We start from the raw sequence: 24,043 nt of genomic DNA, 5'->3' as shown, positions 1-24,043 counted from the left end.
GCCAAACTGCCGAAAAGACCGGAAGTTCCGTTCCCGCATGCAAAAACGCCGGGCTCACGCCCGGCGTCGCGCCGCGCCGTCAGCTGCGGCGCTCGACCATCATCTTCTTGATTTCGGCGATCGCCTTGGCCGGGTTCAGCCCCTTCGGGCAGGCCTGGGCGCAGTTCATGATCGTGTGGCAGCGATAGAGCCGGAACGGATCCTCGAGATCGTCGAGGCGTTCGCCCTTGGCTTCGTCTCTGGAGTCGATCAGCCAGCGATAGGCCTGCAGCAGAACGGCCGGACCGAGATAGCGGTCGCCGTTCCACCAATAGCTCGGACAGGAAGTCGAGCAGCAGGCGCAAAGAATGCACTCATAGAGACCGTCCAGCTTCTGGCGGTCGTCATGGCTCTGCTTCCACTCCTTGGCCGGCGTCGGCGACACCGTCTTCAGCCAGGGCTCGATCGAGCGATGCTGGGCGTAGAAGTTGCTGAGATCCGGAACCAGATCCTTGACCACCGGCATATGCGGCAGCGGATAGATTTTCACCGTGCCGTTGATGTCGTCCACGCCCTTGGTGCAGGCAAGGGTGTTTGTCCCGTCGATATTCATCGCGCAGGAGCCGCAGATGCCCTCGCGACAGGAGCGGCGGAAGGTCAGCGTCGGGTCGATCTTGTTCTTGATATAGAGCAGCGCGTCGAGCACCATCGGCCCGCAATCGTCGACATCGACGTAATAGGTGTCGATCGACGGGTTTTTGCCGTCGTCGGGCGACCAACGGTAGACGCGATACTCACGAACATTCTTGGCCCCGGCCGGCTTCGGCCAGACCTTGCCTTCCGTCATCTGCGAATTCTTGGGCAGTGCGAGTTCAACCATGATCCACCATCCCCGAGATTAATAGACGCGCGCCTTGGGCGCGATCTTGGCGAGATCGATGCCCTCGGCGATCAGGTCGGTATGCACCGGCCGGTAATCGAGCTTGACGTCGCCGCTTTCGCCGACCCAGGCCAGCGTGTGCTTGCGCCAGTTGACGTCGTCGCGGCTGGAAAAATCCTCGCGGGCATGGGCGCCGCGGCTTTCCTTGCGCGCTTCCGCGCCATAGACTGTTACGATGGCGTTGGCCATGAGGTTGTCGAGTTCGAGCGTTTCGACCAGATCCGAATTCCAGATCAGCGAGCGGTCGGTGACCTTGACGTCGGGCAATTCCTTCCAGATTTCGCTCATACGGCGGCAGCCGCTTTCGAGCGATTCCTGGGTGCGGAACACGGCGGCGTCTTCCTGCATGGCGCGCTGCATCTTTTCGCGCAGCAAGGCGGTCGGCGTCGAACCCGAGGCGTAGCGAGTCTTGTCGAAGCGGGCCATGATCTTGTCGCAGGCCGCCTTGTTGACCGCCGGGATCGGCGAAGCGCGGTCGATGACCTGGCCTGCGCGGATGGCGGCGGCGCGACCGAACACCACGAGGTCGATCAGCGAGTTGGAGCCGAGACGATTGGCGCCGTGCACCGAAGCGCAGCCGGCCTCGCCGACGGCCATCAGGCCCGGCGCGACGCGTTCCGGATTGTCGCTGTCCGCGTTCAGCACTTCGCCCCAGTAATTGGTTGGCACGCCGCCCATATTGTAATGGACGGTCGGCAGAACCGGGATCGGCTCGCGCGTCACGTCGACGCCGGCGAAGATCTTGGCCGATTCCGAAATGCCCGGCAGACGCTCGGCGAGAACGGCGGGATCGAGGTGATCCAGATGCAGGAAGATATGGTCCTTGCTCTTGCCGACGCCGCGGCCTTCGCGGATTTCCATGGTCATGCAGCGCGAGACGACGTCGCGCGACGCCAGATCCTTGGCGGTCGGCGCATAGCGCTCCATGAAGCGCTCGCCTTCGGAATTGACGAGATAGCCGCCTTCGCCGCGCGCGCCTTCGGTGATGAGGCAGCCGGCGCCGTAGATGCCGGTCGGGTGGAACTGCACGAATTCCATGTCCTGAAGCGGCAGGCCGGCGCGGGCGATCATGCCGCCGCCGTCGCCGGTGCAGGTATGCGCCGAGGTAGCGGAGAAATAGGCGCGGCCATAACCGCCGGTCGCCAGCACCACCATCTTGGCGGCGAAGCGATGGATCGTGCCGTCGTCGAGGTTCCAGGCGACGACGCCGGTGCAGCGGCCGTCGGCTTCCATGATCAGGTCGAGCGCGAAATATTCGACGAAGAATTCGGCGTTGTGCTTGAGCGACTGACCGTAGAGCGTATGCAGGATGGCGTGACCGGTGCGGTCGGCTGCGGCGCAGGTGCGCTGCACCGGCGGGCCTTCGCCGTAATTCTGCATATGACCGCCGAAGGGACGCTGGTAAATGCGGCCGTCTTCGGTGCGCGAGAAGGGCACGCCGTAGTGTTCGAGTTCATAGACCGCCTTGGGGGCTTCCATGGCGAGATACTGCATGGCGTCGACGTCGCCGAGCCAGTCCGAACCCTTGACGGTGTCGTAGAGATGCCACTGCCAGCTGTCCGGCGTCATGTTTTGCAGCGAGGCGGCGATGCCGCCCTGCGCAGCCACCGTATGCGAGCGGGTCGGGAAAACCTTGGTGATGCAGGCGGTCTTGAAGCCCTGTTCGGCCATGCCGAGCGTGGCGCGGAGGCCGGCGCCGCCGGCGCCGACGACCACCACGTCATACGCGTGGTCGACGAATTCATAAGCCTTGCCGCCGAGTGCGGGAGAGGAAGATGCAGCCATTGTTTTTATCCTGCAAATCCGATCTTGAGCACGGCGAAAAGACAGAGACCGCCGACCAGGACCGTGAAGAAGGTGTTGAGCATCAGAAGCGCCATCTTTGCCGCTTCGCCATGCACATAATCCTCAATGACCACCTGCATGCCGAGCCGCATATGGGAAAGCGAGGAAATGATGAACAGGCCCATCAGCACCGAAACGACGGGATGGCCGAGCGCGGCGCGCAATTCGGTGTAGGACGACGTCGAATGCGTGATGACGAAGCCGATGAAGAACAGAACCAGCGGCACATTGGCCACGGCCGTCAGGCGCTGGGTCCAGAAATGTTCGGTGCCTTCCTTGGCGGAGCCGAGGCCGCGGACCTTGCCGAGCGGGGTGCGCATATCCATGATGTCAGCTCCTTTCAGCGAACCGCATAACCGACGACCCAAAGCAGGACCGTGATCACGGGCGAGGCGACGAAATGTGCGATGGCGAGACGGGTGGAGAAATGCTTCTCGAAACCATGTCCGAGATCCCATATGAAGTGCTTGAGACCGCCGAGCAGGTGATGAACCAGCGCCAGCGTGTAACCGAACAGCACGATTTGGCCGATGATCGAGCCGAAGACCGCGTTGACCATTTGGAAGTAGTCTTCGCCGGACGCCGCCGCGATCAACCACCAAGCCACGAGCAAGGTGCCGACAAACAGCGCAATGCCGGTGATTCGGTGCGAGATCGACGCCATCATCGTCGGAATCGGTTTGTAGATCTGCAAATGCGGGGAGAGAGGACGGTTTTTCACCGTATTCGCCATGGAAACCTCCTGGGAGGGCAATCGAAATGCGCCGGAGCCGGGGCGCACAAGGGTTTGTGTTGCACATAGGCCTGTGTGCAATGCGTCAAAATCGTGTTTAGTCCCGTCATGACAACGCCGCAAGCCCTGCCAAAGGCCAATTTCCGATTTAATCGATTATTGCATTTTACGCGCTCCGGAGACTGCCGGATTAGTATTAAGCCTTTGTCTCTGCGAGGGAAGATTCCGTCGTCCGGGCGTTGATTCGGACGGTCGGACGATGTTAACCTTTCGTTAACCGGCGTGTTCCGCGCCTCTTTGTGAAAGGGTTGCTTCCGTGTTGCGTTCAATCTTTCTCGCCGCCGCCTTTGCCGCAGTTTCCCTGCCGAGCTTCGCCGGTGATCGATCCGAACTCCGTCATCATCACAAACGCGATTTTCACAGCCGCGATTGGCGGGGCTTCGATCGCTATTCGGGCGACGTCAACATCGTGTCCATTCCCGGCGTCGGTTCCTGGTCCCTGGGCTCGGTCGGCTCCTCCATCGCCTATGTCGACACGATCGGATTTCGCGCCGAGCCTTTGATGATCGATGTGGGGGCGCTGCCGGACGGCAACGAATGCTCGATGGAGAACGGCGTCTGCGTCATCCGTCCCTGAACGAAGGCCGGACGCGCAGCTCAGTTCGAAAGCGCGCTATCGACAGCCTCGATCAGCCGGTCGCATTCGGCCTCCGTGCCGATGCTGATGCGCAGGAAGTCACCGATGCGCGGCTTGGCGAAATGACGCACCAGCACCGCCTCTGCGCGCAGTCGCGCCGCAAATTCGGCGCCGTCGTGATCCGGATGGCGGGCGAAGACGAAATTGGCGAGCGAGGGCAGCACCTCGAATCCGCGTGCGGCGAGCGCGTCGGTCATCCGGGCCCGCGACGCCATCACCTTCCGCCGCGTCTCGTCGAACCAGGCCTCGTCCTCGATCGCCGCTGTGGCGCCCGCTTCCGCGAGCCGGTCGATAGGGTAGGAATTGAAGGAATCCTTCACCCGCTCCAGAGCCTCGATCAGCGGACGCTGGCCGATCGCAAAGCCGACGCGCAATCCTGCCAGCGAGCGCGATTTCGAGAGAGTGTGCACGACCAGCAGATTGGGATAGCGGCGGGTGAGGCCGATGGCGCTGTCGGCGCCGAAATCCACATAGGCCTCGTCGATCACCACCGGCTGATCGGGATGCGCCCCGGCGAGCGCCTCGATCTCTTCGAGCGACAGCGCGATGCCCGTCGGCGCATTCGGATTGGGAATGACGATTGCGCCGCAGGGTTGGTCATAGTCTTCGATGCGTATCCGGAAGCCTTCGTCCAGCGGAACATGAATCGTCTCGATGCCGAACAGGCCAGCATAGACCGGATAGAAGCTGTAGCTGATATCCGGGAACAGCAGCGGCGCGTCATGCTTCAGCAGCGCCTGAAACACATGCGCGAGCACTTCGTCGGATCCATTGCCGACGAACACCTCGTCGACCTCCACCCCATGCCGCGCCGCGATCGCCTGGCGCAGTCTGAGCGAGGACGGATCGGGATAAAGCCGCATCCGGTCGTCGGGCGGCCTCCCTGATGGCGGCCAGCGCCTTGGGCGAGGGGCCATAGGGATTCTCATTGGTGTTGAGCTTGATGAGATTGGCGATGCGCGGTTGTTCGCCCGCGACATAGGGCTTGAGGCCGGCGACGAGAGGCGACCAGAATTTGCTCATGACTTACTTTTCCCGCGTGGCGACATAGGTGGCGAGGCGCATCAGCATGTCGGCCCGCGCGCCATAGGGCGAAAGCGCCGCATGCGCCTCCTCGATCAGGTCTTTCAGTGTCCGCTCCGTCCAGTCGACGCCGTGAAGCGCCGGCAAGGTGCCCTTGTTGCGCGCCGCGTCCTTGCCGGCCGCCTTGCCGAGCGTGGCGCTGTCGGACACGAGATCCAGCACGTCGTCGCGGAGTTGGAAGGCGAGGCCGATAATGCGGCCGAAATGCGAGAGCCGCTCGATGTCCTCGACCGATGCGCCGGAGAGCGCCGGCCCGGCCTCGCAGGCGAAGCGGATCAGCGCGCCGGTCTTCATCGCCTGCAACTGGCGGATCTCGGTCTCGGCCAGCGTCTTGCTCTCTGCTTCGAGATCCAGCGCCTGGCCGCCGGCCATGCCGCCCGGTCCCGCCGCCCGCGCCAATCTGAGCACGAGATCGATCTTGATGGCTGCCGGGAGATGTGTATCTGGCGACGCGAGAACATCGAAGGCGTAGGTCAACAGGCTATCGCCGGCCAGGATCGCGGCAGCCTCGTCGAAGGCCTTGTGGACCGTGGGCTGGCCGCGGCGTAGATCGTCGTCGTCCATCGCCGGCAGATCGTCATGGATCAGCGAATAGCAATGCACGCATTCGAGCGACGCCGCCACACGCAGGGCCGCGGCGCGATCGCCGTCGAACAGCCGCGCGCTTTCGATCACCAATGCCGGCCGCATGCGTTTGCCGCCGGCCAGCACGCCATGCCGCATCGCGGAAAAAGCCGCTCCGGCCGCGTGACTTCGCCGGAAAGCGGCTCCGACGACAAAAGCGCTCCCAGCAACGTTTCGACGTCGCGGGCATGATCTTGCAGAGTGGTCAAGAAGGGTTCGTCCAGCATGTCGGCTCTTTCGCATGCCGGCGCAGGGCTTGCAACCGCACAGTTGCCGGGGATGGCGCGACAAAGCGGCGCCGGTGGTCTGGTCAGGCCGCGTCGCCCGGTTTATGAAGACTTGGCGAAGGGCAAAAAGGAACCGGACGATCTTGGACGTCATGACGGAGGCGAATGCGGTTGTAGACGCCGGGCGGGAAACGCCCGCGGCTGCCGCGCCTCGTCTCGACGAAAGCGAAAGACCGATGCGCGATTATCTTCGGAAAGCCGGCCTTGCGCTTCTGGGCCTGCTGGTTCTCCCTTATCTCCTGATCCTCGTCTACAAGATCGATCTCGTACGCCCGGTCTCGACCCTGATGCTCTGGGATCTCGCGAGTTTTCAGGGTTACGACCGTCGTTGGGTCGAATTCGAGGAGATCGCGCCGGTTCTGGTCCAATCGGTGATGATGTCGGAAGACGGGCAATATTGCAGCCATTCGGGGGTGGACTGGGTGCAGATGAACGGCGTGGTCGACGACGCGCTCGCCGGAAAGCAGACGCGCGGCGCCTCGACCATTCCCATGCAGACCGCCAAGAACCTGTTTTTATGGAACGGGCGGTCCTTCCTTCGCAAAGGTCTGGAGTTGCCCCTGGCGGTCGGCGCGGACTTTGTCTGGTCCAAGCGTCGACTGATGGAAATCTATCTCAACATCGCCGAATGGGGCCCGGGGATCTATGGCGTCGAAGCGGCGGCCCAACACCATTTCAAGACATCCGCCGACAAGCTCAGCCGGCGCCAGGCGGCGCTTCTGGCCGTAGCGCTGCCCAATCCCATCACCCGCAACGCCTCCAAGCCCGGCCGCGGCATGAAGCGACTGGCCGCGCTGATCGAGCGCCGCGCCAAGGGTTCGGGCGATTACATCAAATGCCTTTATGACTGATCGCTTTTGAATTGATTGGTTCGACGGGGACGGATTGGCTAGATTTGCGGCCCTGGAGGATCGCATGGCTCAACTCAAGCTCTATGTCGGCAACAAGAATTATTCGTCCTGGTCGCTCAGGCCCTGGCTCGCCCTGAAAGCGGCCGGCGTCGATTTCGAGGACGACGTCGTCCCCTTCGATTTCCCGGCGGGCAATCCGGCCATCAAGGCGCTGTCGGACGTCGGTCGCGTGCCGATCCTCGTCGACGGCGATTTCCGGCTCTGGGAATCGCTGGCGATCATCGACTATGTCGCCGACCTCTTTCCGGAAAAGCGCCTCTGGCCGCAAGACATACGCGACCGCGCTCTGGCGCGCGCCTATAGTCTCGAAATGGCGACCGGCTTCCGCGCGTTGCGCAACGCCTGCCCGATGAACTTGCGCCGTCCGCGAAAGGCGATGGTGGTCGGCGAAGATGTGCTCGCCGACGTCGCCCGCATCGAAAAGATCTGGTCGGATGCGCTGGCGAGAAGCGGCGGCCCCTTCCTGTTCGGAGAGTTCAGCGCCGTCGATGCGATGTACGCGCCGGTCGTCAATCGCTTCGACGCCTATATGCTCACGGAAAAGCCGCAGTCGCGCGCTTATATGCAGGCTGTCGTCGATCACCCCGCGTTTTGCGAATGGGCAGCCGCAGCCGCGCTCGAAACCTGGATCGTCCCCGAAGACGAAGCCTGATGAGGAATCGGCAGGGTTGAGAAAAAATGTCCGGGGGACTGGTCAAAGCCCCCTGGCGCATGTATAAGCCCGCCAAATTTTCCGGAAAAGATCGCTGATGCGCGCGGCCTTCCTGGCTGAACGAAACGATGTCCGGGTGAGATTGGAGTTAAGAAAATGGCAGTTCCTAAGAGAAAAACCAGCCCGTCCCGCCGCGGTATGCGCCGTTCTGCAGACGGCCTGAAGGCGTCCACTTATGTGGAAGACAAGAACTCGGGCGAGCTTCGCCGTCCGCACCACATCGACCTGAAGACCGGCATGTATCGCGGTCGTCAGGTGCTGACGCCGAAGGAAAACGCCTGATTTCAGGCGCGCCTGTGCGTGAGTTTCGAAGGGCCGGCGAAAGCCGGCCCTTTGCTGTTGCGGACTTTTCGTCCGCGGGCAGCAGTCGAAGGCGGCTCTGCGCAGATCGAATTCGGCGATTGCCCGCGTTTCCCCGATTCCGTTTCGCGCCGAAAGCCTCTAGTGTCGCGCCGACAAACTAGCGGAGCGCATTATGGCCGTCATCCCACTGATGATCCTTCCTTTCATTCTCTACAATCTCGTAATGTTCGGGGCCATGGGCTCCGGCGGCGTTGCGGCTTTGGACAATTCGATCTTCAGCCTCGACATGATGTCCGGCGCGACCTGGACCATGAGTCTCGGCGATCTCTTGCTGCTCGTGGCGCTGTTCGTGCTATTCTTCGAGATCATCAAGGCGACGCGGCGCAGATCGGCCGTCATGGACCACCTTTTGTCCATGCTGCTTTTCATCGTGTTTCTGGTGGAGTTCCTGCTGGCGCCGGCGGCGGCCACGCATGTGTTCTTCCTGCTGATGGCGATCTGCTTCATCGACGTCGCGGCAGGGTTTACGATCTCGATCACCTCGGCGGGCCGCGACGTGTCGATCGGCCTTTGACGGCCGTTGTCCGGGCGGCGAAAAACCGCCGCCCGCAGTCTCGCAATTACATGTTTTCGATCTTCGCCTGAAGAGCGCGCAGCTGCTCCTTCAGATCCTCGATATCCTTTGCGTCGGCCTTGCCTTTCGGCTCCGCCTTGGCCTGGGTCTGCGGCGCGAAAGGCGTGAACACTTCCATCGCCTGACGGAAAATCTCGGTGTTGCGCTTCACCTGCTCTTCCATCAGTTGCATCGGAATCTGCAGGTTCTTGGCGAGCGGCGTGTCGCCGAGCGACTTCGCCAGATGATCGCGGATCTGGTTCTGCTGGCTGCTGAAGGCGTGCATCGACTGTTCGAGGTAAGACGGCACGAACATCTGCATCTGGTCGCCGTAATAGGAGATGAGCTGGCGCAGGAAGGAGATCGGCAGCAGCGTGTTGCCGTTCTTGGATTCCTGTTCGAAGATGATCTGCGTCAGGACCGAATGCGTGATGTCGTCGCCGCTCTTGGCGTCCTGGACGGTGAAGTCCTCCCCCTTCTTGACCATCTGCGCCAGATCGTCGAGCGTCACATAGGTGCTTGTGCCGGTATTGTAGAGACGCCGGTTCGCGTATTTCTTGATGACGATCTGCCCATCATTTTTGGCCATTCGTTCCTCCTGACCGTCTTTTCTTTTGCAAAAACGCCTCCTCCACTCGATTTCTCAGGCGCTTTTCAACAGTCTATGCTGAAAAGCCCTTGAGGCACAATGGTTTTGTGCGTTGCGGCGTGGGCTGGAGCCGCAGCGCACCGGTCGCAGAACATCGGGTTTGCTCACGCTCCCGGAGAGCAACCATGGCGGGAATCGCGACGGCATGCCGCAATGCGGCATATTGGTCTTTCGCGTCATTGACAGCCTCCTGCGTGTTTGCGAGTGTCAGCATAACCCATTAAGGAGGAAACAATCATGAGCAGCCCTTCGATCGTCATCGCAAGCGCGGCGCGCACCGCCGTCGGCTCTTTCAACGGCAGCTTCGCCAATGTCCCCGCCCATGAACTGGGCGTGGCCGTCATCAAGGGCGTGCTCGAACGCGCCGGCGTCGAAGCCTCAGAGGTCAATGAAGTCATTCTCGGCCAGGTCCTTCCGGCCGGCGAGGGCCAGAACCCGGCCCGCCAGGCCGCGGTCAAGGCCGGCGTGCCGATCGAGGCCACTGCCCTCGGCATCAACCAGCTCTGCGGTTCCGGACTGCGCGCCGTCGCACTCGGCATGCAGCAGATCGCCTCCGGCGACGCCTCCATCATCGTCGCCGGCGGCATGGAATCCATGTCCATGGCCCCGCATTGCCAGCATCTGCGCGGCGGCGTGAAGATGGGCGACGTCAAGCTGATCGACACGATGATCAAGGACGGCCTGACCGACGCCTTTCACGGCTATCACATGGGCATCACCGCCGAAAACGTGGCCCGCCAGTGGCAGCTGTCGCGTGACGAGCAGGACGCCTTCGCGGTGGCCTCGCAAAACAAGGCCGAAGCCGCCCAGGCGGCCGGCCGCTTCAAGGATGAAATCGTGCCCTTCATCATCCAGGGCCGCAAGGGCGACACGATCGTCGACGCCGACGAATATATCCGCGCCGGCGCAACCATCGATGCTCTCGCCAAGCTCCGTCCGGCCTTCGACAAGGAAGGCACCGTGACCGCCGGCAACGCCTCCGGCCTTAATGACGGCGCCGCCGCCGCCCTGCTGATGAGCGAAGAGGAAGCCGTCCGTCGCGGCATCGCGCCGCTCGCCCGCATCGTTTCCTGGGCGACGGCTGGCGTCGATCCCAAGATCATGGGCACCGGCCCGATCCCGGCATCGCGCAAGGCGCTCGAAAAGGCCGGCTGGTCGGTCGGCGACCTAGATCTGGTCGAGGCCAACGAAGCCCTTCGCCGCCCAGGCCTGCGCGGTGAACAAGGATCTCGGCTGGGATCCGTCGATCGTCAACGTCAATGGCGGCGCGATCGCCATCGGCCATCCGATCGGCGCGTCCGGCGCGCGCGTCCTCAACACGCTGTTGTTCGAAATGAAGCGTCGCTCCGCCAAGAAGGGTCTGGCCACCCTCTGCATCGGCGGCGGCATGGGCATCGCCATGTGCGTCGAAGCGATGTAATCCCCATCGGGAGCGGCTTTCCGGCCGCTCCCCACACAGGATCGACAAGAAAACCATCCAGGGAGGGAATCCATGAGCAGAGTAGCACTCGTTACCGGCGGAACGCGCGGAATCGGCGCCGCCATCTCCGTGGCGCTGAAGAATGCCGGCTACAAAGTCGCCGCCAATTACGCCGGCAATGACGAGGCCGCCAAGACATTCACCGCGGAAACTGGCATTGCCGCCTTCAAATGGGATGTGTCGAGCTATGACGCCTGCGTGGCAGGCATCGCCCAGGTCGAGGCGGAATTGGGACCCGTCGAGATCCTCGTGAACAATGCCGGCATCACACGCGATGCGATGTTCCACAAGATGACGCCGGACCAGTGGAATGCGGTGATCTCCACCAATCTCTCCGGCCTGTTCAACATGACCCATCCGGTATGGTCGGGCATGCGCGACCGTTCCTTTGGCCGCATCATCAGCATTTCGTCGATCAACGGACAGAAGGGCCAGATGGGCCAGGCGAACTATTCCGCCGCCAAGGCCGGCGATATCGGCTTCACCAAGGCGCTGGCGCAGGAAGGGGCAGCCAAGGGCATCACCGTCAATGTCATCTGCCCCGGCTATATCGGCACCGAAATGGTGCGCGCCGTGCCGGAAAAGGTGCTCAACGAGCGCATCATCCCGCAAATCCCGGTAGGTCGTCTCGGCGAACCGGAAGAAATCGCCCGTTGCGTGGTTTTCCTCGCCTCCGACGACGCCGGCTTCATCACGGGTTCGACGATCACGGCCAATGGCGGTCAGTACATGGTTTGATCACAAACGATGAGAGGCCGCCCGAAGGCGGCCTCCATGGTTGATATTTCGGAAAAATACCAGATGTTGCGGCGAACGCTCAGGGAACGTGGAATCAAGCGCGCTTCGTCGGTTATTCGTTCCGAACCTGTTCGCCCAGCGCCGTTCGGTCAGCAGCGCGCTTCGTAGCGACGGCCGTGGCGATCGCGATAGACGCAATATCCGTCACGGCTTGCATGACCGATCAAGGCGCCGGCGGCGCCGCCGACGACTGCCCCGACTGCCGCGCCGCCGACATCGCCGGTCACGACGCCGCCGACGACGGCGCCTGTCGCCGCGCCCACGCCGGCGCCTCTTTCAGTGGCTGTGCAGGACGCCAATGCGCCGATCATGGCCATGGACAGAATAACTTTTTCATCGCTACGCTCCTTCTCCGTGTGGTCAGACCCGTCCCATCAGGACGAGTATGAGAACTATGACGAGAACAAGCCCGATTCCGCCTGACGGCCCGTAGCCCCATCCCCTGCTGTAGCCCCAATTGGGCACAGACCCGATGAGAAGAAGGACCAGAATAACGAGAAGAATGGTTCCAAGCATGTCGCGACCCCATATGCGCAATCGAACTGACGGAAAGAACGAGCGATAAAGCAGATTGTTCCGGGGGCGGATGGATAATTTCGCGAAGACAACGGCAGCTCTCAAAATCATGAATAAACTGGTTAACAAGACGCTGACCCACAAGATGTTGTAGTGAACGGTTCGGCAACCGTTTGCAACGTCTGATTCGTCCGTGATTCGTGCTTGCTCGGTTCACGCCTTTCTTCGCGCCGTTCCGGCACAGGGCGGCGACCTTCGACAAGCTTTGATTAACCAAGATTTCGCGAATTCGTTGACCCGAAAATCCTGGGATCTCCGAGGCTCGCACCTGCAACTCCAGCGATTCCCCTGACGATTCAACCTATCGATCGGTCGCCGTCGATTCCTCAAGATCTAGTAGGGAACGCTCCGTGAACACGAAAGAGTCTGCGATTCGTCTCCGATTCGTTCCCAAGCTGTTCCGAAGCCTGTGATTTTGCGTGCTGTCACGCGGAAAATCCCGCGCGGACGCCCTTCTTCTTGCAATTGCCGCTTTTAGAGGGCAAGGAAAGCCGCCGGCTTTCAGCCGACTCCTTCATCTGGACTGGACACATTGACTTCCGATCCCCTGATCTTGAGCGGCCGCGGCGTCACTGCGGTTCTCGGCCCCACCAACACCGGCAAGACCCATTACGCCATCGAGCGGATGGTGGCGCACGCCTCGGGCGTGATCGGATTGCCGCTTCGTCTGCTGGCGCGTGAAGTCTATGGCCGCGTCGCCGAAAAGGTCGGGGTCGCCAATGTCGCGCTAATCACCGGCGAGGAGAAGATTTCTCCCCGGGCGCACGCTATTCGGTCTGCACCGTCGAAGCCATGCCCAGTGAAACCCGAGCCTCCTTCGTCGCCATCGACGAGGTTCAGCTCGCCGCCGATCTCGAACGCGGCCATGTCTTCACGGATCGCATCCTGCATCTTCGCGGACGGGAAGAGACGCTGCTCCTCGGCGCAGCGACGATGAAGCCGATCCTGACCCAGATTCTTCCGGGTCTGACGGTGGTCGAGCGGCCCCGCCTTTCGCAGCTCTTTTACGCGGGTCAGAAGAAGATCACCCGCTTGCCGCGTCGCTCGGCCATCGTCGCCTTTTCGGCCGACGAGGTCTACGCCATCGCCGAACTGGTCAAGCGCCAGCGCGGCGGCGCGGCCGTGGTGATCGGCGCGCTCAGCCCCCGCACCCGAAACGCCCAGGTGGCGCTCTATCAGGAAGGCGACGTCGAATATATCGTCGCCACCGACGCCATCGGAATGGGCCTCAATCTCGATGTCGATCATGTCGCATTCGCCCAGGACCGGAAATATGACGGATTTCAGTATCGAAATCTGACGCCGGGAGAGATGGGGCAGATCGCCGGACGCGCCGGACGCCATATGCGCGACGGCACATTCGGAGTGACGGGCCAAACGCGACCGCTCGACGACGAGATGGTCCAGCGGATAGAGGGACACGAATTCGACCCGGTCAAGGTGATGCAGTGGCGCACCAAGGTGTTCGATTTCTCCACCATCGACAATCTGCGCAAGAGCCTGGACATGCCGCCCCGCCTGCAGGGCCTGACCAAGGCGCTGCCATCGGTCGACATGCAGGCGCTCGAGCATCTGGCGCGTTATCCGGACATTTTGGAGCTTGCCACATCGCGGGAAAGGGTGGAAAAGCTCTGGGAGATTTGCGCCCTGCCTGATTACAGGCGGATCACCTCGCTGCAACATTCCGATCTCGTCGCCGCCATCTACAAGGACATTGTCCGGCTCGGCGCGGTGAAGGAGGATTTCATTGCGGAGCAGGTGCGCAGGGCGGACAGGACGGATGGCGAGATCGACACGCTCTCGGCCCGTATTGCGCAAATCAGGACTTGGACCTATGTGTCCAACCGGCCCGGCTGGCTGGCCGATCCGGCGCACTGGCAGGAAAAAACGCGCGAAATCGAAGATCGTCTCTCGGACGCGCTGCATGAAAGGTTGACCAAACGCTTCGTAGACCGCAGGACATCTGTGCTCATGAAGCGGTTAAGAGAGAATGCTATGCTCGAAGCGGAAATCAGTGTGAATGGCGATGTCTTCGTCGAAGGGCATCATGTGGGACAGTTGTCGGGTTTCCGCTTTACGCTTGCGGGCGGAACGGACGGCCAGGATTTGAAGGCTGTCGAAAGCGCGGTCGGCAAGGCGCTGGGTCTCGAATTCGAGGCGCGCGCCGCACGGCTTCACGCCGCCGGCAACAACGACCTGGCGATCGCCAATGACGGTCTGGTCCGCTGGCTCGGCGAGCCCGTGGCGCGGCTGACGGCGTCCGATCACGTGATGCGTCCGCGCATCGTGCTTCTGGCCGACGAATTGCTGCAGGGCCACGCCCGCGATCACGTCCAAGCGCGTATCGAGCGGTTCGTGAATCATCATATCGCCACGGTCCTCAAGCCTCTGGACGATCTCGTCCGCGCCGAAGACCTGCAGGGCATCGCCAAGGGGATCGCCTATCAGCTTGCAGAAAGCCTCGGCGTTCTGTTCCGCCGCGACGTCGCCGACGATGTCAAGGCGCTCGACCAGGAAGGCCGCGCATCGCTGCGCAAATACGGCATCCGCTTCGGCGCCTATCACGTCTTCATGCCGGCGCTGCTCAAGCCCGCTCCCGCAGAACTCATCACCCTGCTCTGGGCGCTGAAGAACGACGCGCTCGGCCTGCCGGGCTATGGCGACCTGATCCCGGCGCTCGCCGCCGGCCGAACCTCGATCGTCACCGACCACAGCTTCGAGCGCAATTTCTACCGCCTCGCCGGCTTCCGTTTCCTCGGCAAGCGCGCGGTGCGGATCGACATTCTCGAGCGCCTGGCCGATCTCATCCGTCCGCTGCTGCAGTGGAAGCCCGGTTCCCCGACCCGTCCGGACGGCGCCTATGACGGCCGCCGTTTCATGACGACGCCGGCAATGCTGTCGATCCTCGGCGCCACCGCCGACGACATCGAGGAGATCCTCAAGGGTCTCGGCTATCGCGCCGACAGCGTCACCGCCGACGAAGCGAGCGCTCATCTGGTCTCCACCGCGCCGACGCCGGCGCAGCCGGCTGCCGCGGCAGTCGAGGACGCGACGTCGGAAGAGCCGAAGGCCGACGACACCGCGACGGCCGTCGAAGCCTCCGAGACTGGGGAAGCCTCTGAAACATCCGCCGCGCCCTCCGCCGGCGAAGAGGCTCCCGCCGAAGCGGAAGCCGCGCCCGCCGAGCCGGCCGCGTCCGAAGAGCCGCAGGAAGAAAAGCGCGTTCTGCTCTGGCGTCCGGGCGGCCGCAACGATCAGCCGCAGCGCAATGCCGGCCCTCGTCGCGAGCAGGCTCCGCGCGAAGGCGGACGCCGGCCCGAGCGTCAGGGCGACGATCGTCGCCCTCAGAACGCCCAGAACCGCGGCGAAGGCCGTCGGGACCGCAAGGAACAGGGCGATCGGCCCCCGCGCAACGACCGTCCGCGCCAGGACAGGCCGGAGCGTCACGACCGCCAGGACGCCGCTCCACGCCAGGACAAGGGCAATCGCGGCCAGCCGCAGCGCTTCGAGGCCAAGCCCCGCAAGGAAAAGCCGCTCGATCCGGATTCTCCTTTCGCCAAGCTCGCCGCGTTGAAGGAACAGCTGAAGAAGTAACGGATGAACGACGCCTCGGCCAGCCAACGCCAGCGGATCGACAAATGGCTGTTCTTCACCAGAATCGCCAAGTCGCGCACGCTGGCGCAGGGCTGGATCGAGGCGGGTCATGTCGCCGTGAACGGCGACAAGGTCCGACGCCCGAGCGCCGACGTGAAGATCGGCGATCGGCTTGAGGTGGCCACAGCCGAAAAGCACGTGATCGTCGTCGTCAAGGCGGCGGGAGAGCGGCGCGGCCCCTTTGAGGAAGCGCGGCTGCTCTATGACGACGAGACGCCGCCGCGCGAGCGCCTGACGAAGTTCGAGCAGGCGACGCGCGAACCCGGCGCGGGCCGGCCCGAAAAGAAAGAGCGTCGCCAGATGGAACGGCTGAAGGGGCGCTACGATTTCGAGCCCTGAGAATTGCGTCGCGTAAGCCTCGCGCAAGGCAGATATGCATATGCCGCAACCCTCGTTTTCCCTGTCGTCGCCTTGCAAAGCAGGGGCAAAGAAGCTAGTGGACAAACGATCTTTGGGCCGTGCCGGGCCCCGTTGACTCGACTTTATCTGGAGCCTTCGAATGACTTATGTCGTGACCGACAACTGCATCAAGTGCAAGTACACGGACTGCGTGGAAGTGTGCCCGGTCGACTGTTTCTACGAGGGTGAGAATTTCCTGGTCATCCATCCGGACGAATGCATCGACTGCGGCGTCTGCGAGCCGGAATGTCCTGCGGAAGCCATCAAGCCGGATACCGAGAGCGGTCTGGATAAGTGGTTGAAATTGAATGCGGAATACGCTTCGATCTGGCCCAATATCACGCAGAAGCGCGATGCGTTGCCCGAAGCCAAGGACATGGACGGCGTCGAAGGCAAATTCGAAAAGTTCTTTTCTGAAAAGCCGGGCGCTGGCGATTGACGGATGGACGAGACGACCGCGCGTTAGGCGTGAGCCATTGGCGGTCGAGACAGCCCGGGCGGGGCGCAACGACCACAGACGACGAGCGCGCGCCGCCCATGGATCTGATTCCCCTGCTTAACCACGATGCGAAGCATCGCGGAGCCACTTGCGGCGGGTCAAAGCAAATTATTGATTTCCACCGTTTTTGTGGTAGACACTCTTCCACTGATCCCGAAGGGCGTAATATGCCCAAACATCACGAAAGCTACGATCCCTTCATGCGGCGCTCTTGAAACCTGCACCATTCGGTGGACTGATTTCATCCGCTCCGCAACAAGGGCTTGCCTGCAATTTACATGTGGCGGTCAGACTACCAGGCGAAGCGTCGCCTCCCCGGCCCCTGGGCCGCACCCGGGCAACCGGAAGCATTTTAGGGAGTTTGTGAAAAGCATGACAACCCAGATCAAGAAGACTTCAGCCCGTCACGGTTTCAAGACCGGTGAGTCGATCGTTTATCCCGCGCATGGCGTCGGTCAGATTGTCACGATCGAAGAGCAAGAAGTCGCCGGCATGAAGCTCGAGCTCTTCGTGATCGATTTCGAGAAGGACAAGATGCGCCTGAAGGTTCCGGTGGCGAAAGCCGTCAGCATCGGCATGCGCAAGCTGTCCGAAACCGATTTCGTCGATCGCGCGCTCAAGGTCGTGCAGGGCAAGGCGCGGGTGAAGCGCACCATGTGGTCGCGCCGTGCTCAGGAATATGACGCCAAGATCAATTCGGGCGACCTGATTTCGATCGCCGAAGTAGTTCGCGACCTCTATCGCGCCGAAAACCAGCCGGAACAATCCTATTCCGAGCGTCAGCTCTATGAACAGGCTCTGGACCGCATGGCTCGCGAAATCGCCGCCGTCAACAAGATGTCCGAAACCGAAGCCGTGCGCCTGGTCGAGACCAATCTCGCCAAGAGCCCGCGCCGCTCCGGCAAGATCACCGAAGACGACGAGCAGGAAGAGGCAGCCTGAACCTGCTTTCCATTCCCTCATTGCCAAGCCCGGAGCCAAAAACTCCGGGTTTTGCATTTTCAGGTGTTTCTCGACTAGGGCCGCAGCCCGCGCGCCTCTATTCCGCGACGATCTTCAGCTTGTCGCCGGGCGCGATCCGCGCCTGTGGCGTCAGTCCGTTCAGAAGCAGGAAGAGATCCAGCTTGCGATCTGTGCCGAGCATGCGCTGGGCGATGGAGGCTGCCGTATCGCCGGCCTTTGCTTCGATGACGCGAATGCGCAGCGGCTTGAGCGAGCCGATCTCGGAGGGGCTCATGCGGCGGAATGTCGCGCGCAGCCGATCCGCCGTCGATTTCAACAGCGCGTCCTGGCCTTTCGGCACCGCCGTGAGGAAGCGATAGATCTTCTGACCGTCTCTCACCACGGTGACGTCGAAATCCCACCGCTCCGCGGAGGCCCGGGCCACCGCCGCCGGCATGCCGTTGACGGTCGAGATTCGAACCGTCTCGGGCAGGAGACCGGTCACCCAGCCGCTGGAAATATAGGCCGCGAGGCTGCCGCCGGAATTGTCGTCCACCAGATCGAAGCGGATCGCCACATCTCCGGGCCCCGTCGCCATGACAGCGTCGACCTTGTTGTCGATCCGGAAGCCGGGCGGCGTGTCGAAACGTATGCCGAGATTGCCGTGCAGGAAGGACTGGCCGCGCACGTAGCCCTCCTGCGGGCTGTCGCCATAGAGCAGTCCATCGATGCCGGCGAGGAAATAGTCGCTGCCGCGATCGCCCGCCTTGCCTTCCATGCCGAATTGTCGGGCATGCATGCGCGCGAGCTCGACGCGCTGCGGCGTCGACGGATGGCTCGACAGGAAGTCGAGGCCCAGTCCCGCGCCGTCCGTTCCGGCGTTGAACTTCTGAAACGCCGCCATCGCATCGAGAAAGCGCGCCGCGGCATAGGGGTCATAGCCCGCTTCGCCGAGCATGCGGACGCCGATGACGTCGGCCTGGAGCTCCTGATTGCGCGAGAAGGCGGCGAGGCGGAGTTTGGAGCGCGCCAGCGCCTGCTTGCCGGCGATTTCCGAGGAGAGCACCTCACTGACCACGCGGCTGGCGATCACCGCGGCTTCCTCGCGCTGCTGGCGCTCGATGCCGTGATTGGCGGTCACATGCGCCATCTCATGGCTGAGCACGGCGGCCACTTCCGACGCGTCGGTGGCCAGAGCCAGAAGCCCGCGCGTCACATAGACGTAACCGCCGGGCAGGGCGAAAGCATTGATGGCCGGTGAATTGAGAATGGTGATCCGATAGGATTGCGCCGGGTTTTCCGACACCACGGTCAGCGCGCCGGTAATGCGCGCCACCAACTGTTCGGTCTTGAGATCGTGATATTCGCCGCCATAGGAGGCGACGATGCGCGGATGCTCTCGCGCGCCCAGCTCGGCGCGAGGATCGTTCTTCTGCACTTCATCGACGATTTGCGGCGAGGTGGAAGGCGCGATATTGGGCTCGTAGCTCTGTTCCAGGATGGATTGGCAGCCCGAGGCGAACAGCGTCACTCCCGTCAGGGCGATGGCGCGCAACAGATTGTCCCGGCGCGCACGACGATTTCGTCCGCCAGGTCTCTGGTCGCCGCTCGATCTCCTGCTTCCGACTGTCAGAGCGCTGTCCTCTTCTTGCCCGTATTCAACCGGACGGGGCACCATTAGCCGATTTCACGACGTGTTGCATAGCACAATCTGATATGCCGACGCCGTCAAATTCTTAACGAAATCAGTCGAATTTGAGGCTGGACGCCGCTTTATCCGTGATTTCGCCGGTCTTTGTCCACTCTGCGGCGGATCCCGCGAAGGCAATGGCGCCATGGTCGATCCCACGACCCGATCGGCAATGGTCATGATCTCGCTCCGGTCATGTGTGATCATCATAACGATCATCGCCGCGGATCGTTGCATGGACCGGACGAGGTCGCCCATCTCCCGGCGCAACCGTTCGTCGAGACTGGCGAACGGTTCGTCGAGCAGCAGCAGCGGCCGCTTCCGGAGCAGCGCGCGGGCGAAAGCCGCACGCTGCTTCTCGCCGCCGGAGAGATCGGCGGGCTTGCGGCGTTCGAAGCCGGCGAGACCGACGGCTTCGAACGCCGCCGACACCTCCGCACGCGCCGCCGCGTCGAGCCGCAGGGCAGGGCTGATCCCGAGCGCGACATTGTCGAACAGGCTGAGGTGAGCGAAGAGATTGTGTTCCTGAAATACATAGGTCAGCGGACGGCGTCCCGGCGGCAGATGGGTGACGTCGACGCCATTGAGGACGATCCGGCCGCGCTCGGGCGTCTCGAATCCGGCCAGCAGATGAAAGAGCGTCGATTTTCCCGCGCCCGACGGCCCGGTGACCGCGACGACGCCAGGTCCTTCGATGTGAAGTCGATAGCGGAAATTCCGCGCGCCGAAGGAGATGCCGAGATCGTCGATCTCGAGATCGAGCGGGTCTCTCCCGAAATCAGCCATGATGCGCCCCCTCTGCAGAAAAAGACCTCAACGCCGGCGCCATCAGCGCGAGACAGACAAGGCCTAGGATCAGTGACAGACCGGCGGCGTCCGTGCCGCGGTAACTGCCGAGCTTGGCGTAGAGCAGGGCCGGCAAGGTGATGAAATTGTCGTCGCCGAACAGGGCGATGGCGCCGAGATCGCCGAGCGAAAGCGCCATGGCGAAAGCGAGCGCGGTAAGAAGCGGCGTCTTCAGCGCCGGCCAATCGATCAGCCGCAGCCGGTTCCACCCGGTCACCCCCAGACTGAGCGCCAGATGCTCGGTGCGATGGACATGGCTGTCGAGCGACGGCCCCAAAGCGCGGGCGACGAAGGGCATCGCCATTAGCGCGTTGATGACGATGACGGCGAAGGGCGCGCCGACGCCGACCCATCCCAGGCGGAGCGTCAGCACAAACCAGCCTGCCCCCAGCGCCAGCGGCGGCAGCAGCAGGATGAAGTCGGTGAGGCCGAGGCTCCGCCGCGCCAGCGATCCCGGCGCAAACCGCCGCCGCGCCTGGAGCAGCGTATAGCCGAGCAGGGTGGAGAGGAGTCCGGCGGATATGGCGATGACGAGGCTTATCGACAGCGCGCGGTGAAAGAGAGGATCAGAGACGAGACGGAATAGATCCGCCCTTACTCCGGCAGACGCCGCCGCGACGAGCGGCGCGGCCACGAACAGGGTGAAGACGAGGATGATCACACTGTCGACTCCCAGTGCCCAGGCGCCTCGCGCATCCGGTCGGAAAGGCCGTGACGACAGCGTCGAGCGGGCGTGTTCGACGTCAGGCGCGAGACGAAGAACCTGGAAAACGAAGCCGGTCAAAACAATCTGCAGCAATGTGAGCGCCAGCGCTCGTGCCGGATCGAAATCGAATTTCAGAGCCTGATAGATCGCGACTTCCAGCGTCGATGTCGCCGGACCGCCTCCCAGCGTCAGGATGATGGTGAAACTGGTCATGCACAGCATGAAGATCAGGCCCGTCGCGCCAGGCAAGGCTTTGAGGAGCGCCGGCCCCTCGACGAACCGGAAAAGGGAGAGCCGGGAAAAGCCGAGACTGGCGGCGAGCCGCCATTCGTCGCGCGGCGTCGCGTCGAGGCCCGTCAGCAGAAACCGCACGGCGAGCGGCAGGTTGAAGAAAACATGGGCGATCAGAATGCCGGAGAGACCATAGATCGACAGTCGCGGAGCCCCGAACCACACCAGCGCGTCATTGGCGAGCCCTTGCCGCCCCCAGATCTCGACCAGCCCGAACACCGCCGGCAGCACCGGCAGCCCCAAAGGCAGGACCATTAGCGCAACGACGAAACCGCGCCCCGGAAAAGACGGTCGACGCGCCAAGGCCAGCGCCACAGGAACGGCGAACGCCACCGACAACGCCGTCGACAGAAAGGCCTGCCAGAGCGTAAACGCCGTCAGATGCCAGAGATAGGTCAGGGGCGGGTAGGAGGCCTCCGGCGCGGCGGCCAGAAGGCCGGCCGCCGCGAGCGCGACGAACAGCAGGATGCCGGCCAGGCTGAAGAAGCCGGCCGAGATCCAGACCCTGTCCTCGCGCGAGCGGATCATGAGCCGGCTTACTTCATGCTCATGGCAGCCAGCCATTCGTCGATCCAGGCCTTGCGCTGGGCCGCGACCTCTTCCGGCGCGATCACCAGCGTCTTCTCGGGATTGACCAGCTTGCCGAACACCGGGTTGAGCGGCGCCGATGTCTTGGCGGCCGGCATCATCCAGTTGTTCTCGGGAATGACGTCCTGAAACTCGGGCGAGATCATGAAGCTGAGGAAGGAGCGCGCGAGCTCCGCGTCTTTCGTCGTCTTCACCATGCCCGCGACTTCGACCTGGATCGGATGTCCCTCGGAGAAGGCGGCGGCCTGGTAGCGGTTCTGGCTCTCGGCGATCATGTGATAGGCCGGCGAGGTGGTGTAGGACAGCACCATCGGCGCTTCGCCCTTGGTGAACAGCCCATAGGCTTCCGACCAGCCCGGCGTCACGGTGAGCACGCGCGGCTTGAGCTTCGTCCAGGCCTCGCCCGCCTTGTCGCCATAGACCGCCTTCATCCAGACCAGCAGGCCGAGACCGGGCGTGGAGGTGCGGGGATCTTCGATGACGATCTTCTCGTCCGGATTGCCCTCGACCAGCTCGTTCAGGCTCTTCGGTGGGCTCTTCATCGTCTCGGTGTCGTAGATCACGGCGAAGTGGCCGTAGTCATAGGGCACGAAGACGGGATCGCTGAAACCGCCGGGGATCGCGACGCCGGTGGTGTCGACGCCGTGATCGGCGAACATGCCCGTGTCGCGCGCTTCCTGCACCAGATTGTTGTCGAGGCCGAGCACGATGTCGGCCTTGGTCCTGTCTCCCTCGGTCTTGAGACGCGTCAGCAGCGCCACCCCGTCGCCGAGGCTGACATAATCCACCTTGCAGGCGCAGGTCTTTTCGAACGCCGCCTTCACCTTGGGGCCGGGACCCCATTCCGAGGTGAAGCTTTCATAAGTGTAGATCGTCAGCGTCTTCTCGGCCGAAAAAGCGGGATGGGCGAGGGAGAAAGCGGCGAGGGCCGCCAGAGAATACAGGGTCGCGTTGCGCATCAGCGCCTCCTTCATGTTTCAACAAACGGGAATAGGGCGCTGAGATATCGTGCCGTCTAATCCCTCCGCCGGTGCTAACCGGATCAGGTTCTTCGGGTTGGTCTTGGGACCTCTCAGCCGACGATCGTTGCCGATCGCAGCACCCCGTTAGAGCGGTTCTCTCTGTAAAGGGAGTTTTTCACTCTGGCAAGTTCGCCGCGTCAGCGAGGGAGCGTACGGGTGCGCATGAAACGTTGCTCCCTGACCTCCGCGCCCCACTGATGTCCCAGCCATTCCTCCTGCAACCTGAAGCCCGATCGTTCGTAGAGGGCGCGGGCGGGGTCGAGGCCGGCGAATGTCCAGAGGTGGATTTCCTTGAAATCGTTTCTGTCGGAGAATTCGAGCGCCCGCTGCATGAAACGTCGCCCCAGTCCTCGCCCCTGCATCCGCTCCTCGACGATGACCCAGCGCAGATGCGCTTTTCCATCGCCGAGATCCTCGCCGTCGATGGCCGCCGACCCGACGATGTCGTCCCCCTGCACAGCCAGCCAGATTTCGTTGCAGGTCCTGGAGGCGCGGCCGATGAACTCCGCCAATCCGGATGCGACCTTCGCTTCGAAGGCGGCTCCGAATTTCCACCGCCGGCTATAATAGCGAGCGTGAAGTCCGGCTATGGCGCCGATGCAGCCCGGCCTGTAGCCGGAGACGATTTCGACCTCGGGAGGCGCAGACGAAGCGCCGGTCCTGACCTCCGCAAGCGCATCGGCATAGGCGTTCAGCCCCTCGCGGATCAGTCTGCGCCGGCCGGGATCGCACGTCGTCAACGCTCGGGACACCTGATTGTCGGCATAGCGATCGATGGCGGCGGCGAGCGCCACGCCTTTATCGGTCAGGAAGAGCCTTTTTCTCCGTTTGTCCCCGTCGTCGCTCTCCTCCGCCAACAATCCGTCTTCCGAAAGCTTTGCAAGAAGGCGGCTGACGCTGGACTTTTCCAGCAGCAACAGCGATGCGAGATTCTTGGCGGTCAGGTCCGTCTGCATCAGTTCGACCAGCGTGTGAACCGCCGACGGCGACAGGGTCGTGCCGGCGAGCCCTCGTCGAAGAAAGCCGAGCTCCCGCACCAGCCGTCTCGACGATTGGCGGATAGCGTCGATCTCTTGCCGCATGCTCCCTCCCGATAGTTGTACCATACAACGATATGACGGCGAGAGCCGAACCGCAAGAGCGTCCCGACGGCTTGAAATGCCGCAAATGCAGGGA

At 62.7% G+C, this 24,043-nt stretch carries 21 protein-coding genes, 4 pseudogenes and 1 riboswitch; of the genes and pseudogenes, 11 read left to right on the top strand and 14 right to left on the bottom strand.

Annotated features, from left to right (window positions below; translation table 11 throughout):
- Positions 1-79 precede the first annotated feature (79 nt).
- From H2O14_RS12980 to sdhC, 4 genes are read right to left on the bottom strand one after another with little or no spacing between them, the layout of a single operon-like run.
- Positions 80-859: a succinate dehydrogenase iron-sulfur subunit gene (locus tag H2O14_RS12980; protein ID WP_182827978.1), complete on the bottom strand. Its 780-nt coding sequence runs from the start codon at positions 857-859 to the stop codon at positions 80-82.
- An 18-nt stretch (positions 860-877) separates the two neighbouring features.
- Complete coding sequence (gene sdhA / locus H2O14_RS12975) at positions 878-2,704, bottom strand: succinate dehydrogenase flavoprotein subunit (RefSeq protein ID WP_182827977.1); 1,827 nt, start codon at positions 2,702-2,704, stop codon at positions 878-880.
- Positions 2,705-2,709: 5 nt separating this feature from the next.
- Positions 2,710-3,090 carry a succinate dehydrogenase, hydrophobic membrane anchor protein gene (gene sdhD / locus H2O14_RS12970; protein WP_182827976.1) on the bottom strand — a complete coding sequence of 127 codons (381 nt, stop codon included), beginning with the start codon at positions 3,088-3,090 and terminating at the stop codon, positions 2,710-2,712.
- Positions 3,091-3,104: 14 nt separating this feature from the next.
- A complete protein-coding gene (gene sdhC, locus H2O14_RS12965; protein WP_182827975.1) occupies positions 3,105-3,497 on the bottom strand; it encodes a succinate dehydrogenase, cytochrome b556 subunit in 393 nt (130 codons plus the stop codon).
- Between the two features lie 316 nt (positions 3,498-3,813).
- Between sdhC and H2O14_RS12960 the strand changes: the two genes are divergently transcribed.
- Positions 3,814-4,134: a hypothetical protein gene (locus H2O14_RS12960; protein ID WP_182827974.1), complete on the top strand. Its 321-nt coding sequence runs from the start codon at positions 3,814-3,816 to the stop codon at positions 4,132-4,134.
- Positions 4,135-4,154: 20 nt separating this feature from the next.
- Here the strand turns inward: H2O14_RS12960 and hisC are convergent.
- Both hisC and H2O14_RS12950 read right to left on the bottom strand, forming a co-directional pair.
- Positions 4,155-5,217: pseudogene (gene hisC / locus H2O14_RS12955) on the bottom strand (histidinol-phosphate transaminase).
- 3 nt (positions 5,218-5,220) lie between these two features.
- Positions 5,221-6,128: pseudogene (locus H2O14_RS12950) on the bottom strand (polyprenyl synthetase family protein).
- A gap of 236 nt (positions 6,129-6,364) precedes the next feature.
- Here H2O14_RS12950 and mtgA point away from each other — a divergent pair.
- The 4 genes from mtgA to H2O14_RS12930 all read left to right on the top strand — a co-directional run bounded on the left by mtgA (position 6,365) and on the right by H2O14_RS12930 (position 8,688).
- Positions 6,365-7,039 carry a monofunctional biosynthetic peptidoglycan transglycosylase gene (mtgA, locus tag H2O14_RS12945; RefSeq protein ID WP_246697596.1) on the top strand — a complete coding sequence of 225 codons (675 nt, stop codon included), beginning with the start codon at positions 6,365-6,367 and terminating at the stop codon, positions 7,037-7,039.
- A 64-nt stretch (positions 7,040-7,103) separates the two neighbouring features.
- A complete protein-coding gene (locus H2O14_RS12940; RefSeq protein WP_182827973.1) occupies positions 7,104-7,751 on the top strand; it encodes a glutathione S-transferase family protein in 648 nt (215 codons plus the stop codon).
- A gap of 156 nt (positions 7,752-7,907) precedes the next feature.
- Positions 7,908-8,093, top strand: a complete 186-nt coding sequence (rpmF, locus tag H2O14_RS12935) for a 50S ribosomal protein L32 (protein ID WP_137157063.1) — start codon at positions 7,908-7,910, stop codon at positions 8,091-8,093.
- A gap of 190 nt (positions 8,094-8,283) precedes the next feature.
- On the top strand, positions 8,284-8,688 hold the full coding sequence (locus H2O14_RS12930; protein ID WP_182829364.1) for a hypothetical protein: 405 nt from the start codon (positions 8,284-8,286) through the stop codon (positions 8,686-8,688).
- A gap of 46 nt (positions 8,689-8,734) precedes the next feature.
- Here the strand turns inward: H2O14_RS12930 and phaR are convergent, their stop codons facing one another.
- On the bottom strand, positions 8,735-9,316 hold the full coding sequence (gene phaR / locus H2O14_RS12925; protein WP_182827972.1) for a polyhydroxyalkanoate synthesis repressor PhaR: 582 nt from the start codon (positions 9,314-9,316) through the stop codon (positions 8,735-8,737).
- A gap of 297 nt (positions 9,317-9,613) precedes the next feature.
- Here phaR and H2O14_RS12920 point away from each other — a divergent pair.
- Both H2O14_RS12920 and H2O14_RS12915 read left to right on the top strand, forming a co-directional pair.
- Positions 9,614-10,796, top strand: a pseudogene (locus tag H2O14_RS12920) (acetyl-CoA C-acetyltransferase).
- A gap of 72 nt (positions 10,797-10,868) precedes the next feature.
- The gene (locus H2O14_RS12915) at positions 10,869-11,594 is read left to right on the top strand and encodes a beta-ketoacyl-ACP reductase (protein WP_182827971.1); all 726 of its coding nucleotides are present in this window, start codon (positions 10,869-10,871) and stop codon (positions 11,592-11,594) included.
- Between the two features lie 149 nt (positions 11,595-11,743).
- On the opposite strand, the gene H2O14_RS12910 is transcribed toward H2O14_RS12915, so the two are convergent.
- Together H2O14_RS12910 and H2O14_RS12905 are read right to left on the bottom strand one after the other, a co-directional pair.
- On the bottom strand, positions 11,744-11,971 hold the full coding sequence (locus H2O14_RS12910) for a glycine zipper domain-containing protein (RefSeq protein WP_182827970.1): 228 nt from the start codon (positions 11,969-11,971) through the stop codon (positions 11,744-11,746).
- A gap of 43 nt (positions 11,972-12,014) precedes the next feature.
- Positions 12,015-12,170, bottom strand: coding sequence for a DUF3309 family protein (locus H2O14_RS12905; protein ID WP_182827969.1), 156 nt, complete (start codon positions 12,168-12,170; stop codon positions 12,015-12,017).
- A gap of 583 nt (positions 12,171-12,753) precedes the next feature.
- Here H2O14_RS12905 and H2O14_RS12900 point away from each other — a divergent pair.
- The 4 genes and pseudogenes from H2O14_RS12900 (at position 12,754) to H2O14_RS12885 (ending at position 17,724) form a co-directional block, all read left to right on the top strand.
- Positions 12,754-15,824, top strand: a pseudogene (locus tag H2O14_RS12900) (helicase-related protein).
- Between the two features lie 3 nt (positions 15,825-15,827).
- On the top strand, positions 15,828-16,223 hold the full coding sequence (locus H2O14_RS12895; RefSeq protein WP_182827968.1) for an RNA-binding S4 domain-containing protein: 396 nt from the start codon (positions 15,828-15,830) through the stop codon (positions 16,221-16,223).
- A gap of 160 nt (positions 16,224-16,383) precedes the next feature.
- Positions 16,384-16,722, top strand: coding sequence for a ferredoxin FdxA (gene fdxA / locus H2O14_RS12890; protein ID WP_182827967.1), 339 nt, complete (start codon positions 16,384-16,386; stop codon positions 16,720-16,722).
- Positions 16,723-17,154: 432 nt separating this feature from the next.
- On the top strand, positions 17,155-17,724 hold the full coding sequence (locus H2O14_RS12885; protein WP_137157053.1) for a CarD family transcriptional regulator: 570 nt from the start codon (positions 17,155-17,157) through the stop codon (positions 17,722-17,724).
- A gap of 97 nt (positions 17,725-17,821) precedes the next feature.
- Here the strand turns inward: H2O14_RS12885 and H2O14_RS12880 are convergent, their stop codons facing one another.
- The 5 genes from H2O14_RS12880 to H2O14_RS12860 all read right to left on the bottom strand — a co-directional run bounded on the left by H2O14_RS12880 (position 17,822) and on the right by H2O14_RS12860 (position 23,949).
- The gene (locus tag H2O14_RS12880; protein ID WP_182827966.1) at positions 17,822-19,402 is read right to left on the bottom strand and encodes a M48 family metalloprotease; all 1,581 of its coding nucleotides are present in this window, start codon (positions 19,400-19,402) and stop codon (positions 17,822-17,824) included.
- Between the two features lie 9 nt (positions 19,403-19,411).
- Positions 19,412-20,200, bottom strand: coding sequence for an ATP-binding cassette domain-containing protein (locus H2O14_RS12875; protein ID WP_182827965.1), 789 nt, complete (start codon positions 20,198-20,200; stop codon positions 19,412-19,414).
- Positions 20,193-21,821: a thiamine/thiamine pyrophosphate ABC transporter permease ThiP gene (locus H2O14_RS12870; protein ID WP_246697377.1), complete on the bottom strand. Its 1,629-nt coding sequence runs from the start codon at positions 21,819-21,821 to the stop codon at positions 20,193-20,195. Before H2O14_RS12870 ends, H2O14_RS12875 begins: the two co-directional genes overlap by 8 nt.
- Positions 21,794-22,804 carry a thiamine ABC transporter substrate binding subunit gene (thiB, locus tag H2O14_RS12865; protein WP_182827964.1) on the bottom strand — a complete coding sequence of 337 codons (1,011 nt, stop codon included), beginning with the start codon at positions 22,802-22,804 and terminating at the stop codon, positions 21,794-21,796. The genes H2O14_RS12870 and thiB overlap by 28 nt, the downstream gene beginning before the upstream one ends.
- Positions 22,805-22,847: 43 nt before the next feature.
- Positions 22,848-22,961, bottom strand: a riboswitch (TPP riboswitch).
- 43 nt (positions 22,962-23,004) lie between these two features.
- On the bottom strand, positions 23,005-23,949 hold the full coding sequence (locus tag H2O14_RS12860) for a bifunctional helix-turn-helix transcriptional regulator/GNAT family N-acetyltransferase (protein WP_182827963.1): 945 nt from the start codon (positions 23,947-23,949) through the stop codon (positions 23,005-23,007).
- Positions 23,950-24,043: the final 94 nt, after the last annotated feature.

The sequence above is a fragment of the Rhizobium sp. G21 genome (assembly GCF_014158035.1).
In the GTDB taxonomy this organism is placed as follows: domain Bacteria; phylum Pseudomonadota; class Alphaproteobacteria; order Rhizobiales; family Rhizobiaceae; genus Rhizobium_E.
Note: the sequence above shows the minus strand (reverse complement) of the source record. Positions and strands in the feature narration are given on the sequence as shown.